Origin of the sequence: Amycolatopsis rhizosphaerae, assembly GCF_007713715.1 — a bacterium.
GTDB lineage: Bacteria > Actinomycetota > Actinomycetes > Mycobacteriales > Pseudonocardiaceae > Amycolatopsis_E > Amycolatopsis_E rhizosphaerae.
Genome location: NZ_VJWX01000703.1, coordinates 1 through 2,753, shown reverse-complemented (window position 1 = coordinate 2,753; position 2,753 = coordinate 1). Strand labels below are relative to the sequence as shown.

Below are 2,753 nucleotides of genomic sequence, written 5' to 3'. Positions count from 1 at the left end.
AGTCCAGCAGCACCACGGCCGCGAGCACCGCCTGCCCGGCCAGCATGCCGAGGCCGAAGGCGAACTCGCTGGGCATCACCAGCGCCAGGCCGATGGCGAGCGCGGCGGTCGCGGCGTGCAGCTTCGCCACCCCCAGGCCCCGTCCGGCGCCGAGGTGGACCGCGACGCCGAGCACCACGACCAGCCGCGGCAGCTGCGCGGCGAGCAGCACGCGGAACAGGCCCGCCCCCTGCGTGTACTGCTTGCCGAAGACCAGCAGCAGCACGCCGGCCAGCAGGCCGCCCGCCAGCACCAGCGGCACGAACACCAGCGCCAGTCTGCGCGCGGTGTGGCCGACCAGGTGGCGGGCGTGCTCCGGTTCGGCGGCGAGCCGGACCACGAGCGGGTTGACGAACACCGACGCGGCCAGGTCGAGCGCGTTGATCGCGGTCCAGACCACGAAGAACACGGCGTTGGCCTCGGCGCCGAAGCGGTGCAGCATGACCAGCGGCACGAAGTTGTACAGCGCGACGACGCAGACCGTGCCCGGGTAGGTCGGGGCGAGCAGGTGCAGGATCTCGCGGCGGTCGGGCAGCCTGCCCTCCCCCCGCGCCTGCCGGGCCCGGCGGAAGATCAGCACGGTCACCACGAGCACCGCCAGCACGGTCGGCGCCATCCACGACAGCAGCAGCCCGAGTGCGCCTGCCAGCGGGGCCGCCACCACGAGCACGACCAGCCGCGTAAGGCTGAACAGGCCGTTCTCCACCGGGACCCAGCGTGACCGGCCGAGCCCGGTCAGCACGGAGTCCTGGAACTGGAACACCGTCCACGCCACGGTCGCGGGAACGAACAGCGCCGCCCCCGCGGGCACCCGCGAAACCACGTCCCCGCCGGGGGGCACGGCGAGGAACACCAGCGCCCCGGCCAGCCCGCCCAGCAGCACGACGAGGTAGGTGCGGCGCAGCAGCTGCGGCTGGTGCCGTCCGGACAGCGGAAGCCAGCGCAGGACGGCGGGCCCGAGACCGAGTTCGGCGACCCCGGCGATGAGCAGCATGGCCGAAACGAACGCGGAGGTGTGCCCGACGTCGGCGGCGGGCAGCAGGCGGGCGGCCAGAATCCAGCCGATCATGCCCGCCAGCGCGCTGAACGCCGTGCTGAACGACAGCGCGAGCCCGTCGGCGAACATGCCCTTCGCCCTGGCGGACCGGGCCGCTTCGGTGCTCTCGGTGTTGTCAGCGCTCTCTGTGTTCTCGGTGTTCTCGGTGCTCTGGGCGCTTTCGGTGCTTTCGGTGCTTTCGGTGCTCTCGGTGCTCTCGGTGGGTCGGGTCACCGCGCACCGTCCTCACGCGGCGGCCTGCTGCGCAGCACGTGGTGCACGAGCAGCGCCGAGCTCGCCACGGCCATCCCGACGACCGCGGCCTCGGGATGCCAGGCATGCGTGAGGACCATCAGCTGGGCCAGCACCAGGTTCACCGCCAGCGACAGGCCGATGGCGCTGATCCAGGTCACCGACACGTGCCGCACGTTCACGTAGGAGATCAGCGCCCAGCCCGGCAGGGTGCAGACGAAGACCAGGACCAGGACCAGGCGGACGGGCGTGGAGATGCCGATCAGTACCAGCAGCACGGTGAGGAAGCACACCCCGAGCAACCCGTAGGCGGTGAATCTCCGTGTTCTGAGCTGCTCGAGCACTCCGGCCCCCTCTCTCTGCTGGTCGCGACCATGGTTACCGATGGCCGGAACCGGCGTCGAACCGGTGCCGGGAAGCCGCCCTGACCAGCGCCGCGGGACCACCGAGCAGACCGTAGCGCTCGTCACGGCGCAGCTGCCGCAGGCGGGAACGGGCGGCGCGGTCCGACAGCGGCAGTTCCGGCGTGCGGGCACCGAGACGGGCCACGCCGCGCGGCAGCCTGCGCAGGATCGAGAACACCGTGACGGGCCGCCGCACCACCGAAAGCAGCAGCATCGCCGACAGGCCGACGCCGTAGCCCCGCATCTGCTCGCGCAGTTCGAGCCAGTCCGCCCGGTGCGTGTGCCGCGCCACCGCGTGCGGGGTGTGGACCACCGTGCCGCCCATCCTGGCCAGCCGCACGAACAGGTCGAGGTCCTCCCCCGACATGGCCGGGGTACCGGCCCCCAGCAGCGGGTCGTACCCGCCGAGGGCGTCGAAGGCGGTGCGGCGCCAGGTGGTGCAGCTGCCGGGGCCGTAGCGCGCCAGTGAAAGCGGGTACAGCGGGTCCTCGCGCACCGTGCGCCGGTCCAGCCGCTGCCTGCGGACGGTGTGGCTGTAGCCCTTGAGCCGCTCGTACAGCACCTCGGCGTCGGTTTCCAGGCTGGCGGGCAGCACCATGGCGGTCACGCAGCCGACCTCGGGATCCGTGGCGAACTCCTCGGCCACCGCGTCGAACCAGCCCTTCTCGACGCTGATGTTCTCGTCGAGGAAGGCGATGAAGTCGCCGGAGGTGGCCTTCGCGCCGGTGTTCCGCGCGATGCTCACCCCCTTGCGCGGCTCGGCCAGGTAGCGGGCACCGAGCTTTTCCACCTCGGCACGCAGCCACGCGTCGCCGTCGGGCCCGGGGAGGTTGTCCACCACGAGGATCTCCAGCCGGGGGTAACCGGCGGCCTTGGCGGCGCGCACGCTCCCCAGGGCCTGCTGCTTGCGGTGGGCGGTCGGGATCACCACGCTGATCAGGGGCCGCTCGAAGCCGGTGTGGGCGGGCGTGGCGGCGGCGCCGGGCGGGGTGACCCCGTCCAGCCGGACCACGCCGTGGCGC

At 72.7% G+C, this 2,753-nt stretch carries 3 protein-coding genes; all 3 read right to left on the bottom strand.

The window, feature by feature from the left end; all coding sequences use genetic code 11:
• On the bottom strand, positions 1-1,309 hold a 1,309-nt coding region (locus FNH05_RS35785), incomplete at its 3' end, for a lipopolysaccharide biosynthesis protein (RefSeq protein WP_246128141.1).
• Positions 1,306-1,671 carry a hypothetical protein gene (locus tag FNH05_RS35775; RefSeq protein ID WP_144593270.1) on the bottom strand — a complete coding sequence of 122 codons (366 nt, stop codon included), beginning with the start codon at positions 1,669-1,671 and terminating at the stop codon, positions 1,306-1,308. The genes FNH05_RS35775 and FNH05_RS35785, both read right to left, overlap by 4 nt.
• Before the next feature lie 34 nt (positions 1,672-1,705).
• Positions 1,706-2,753, bottom strand: a 1,048-nt coding sequence (locus tag FNH05_RS35770) for a glycosyltransferase family 2 protein (RefSeq protein WP_144593269.1), incomplete at its 5' end; no start/stop codon positions are given.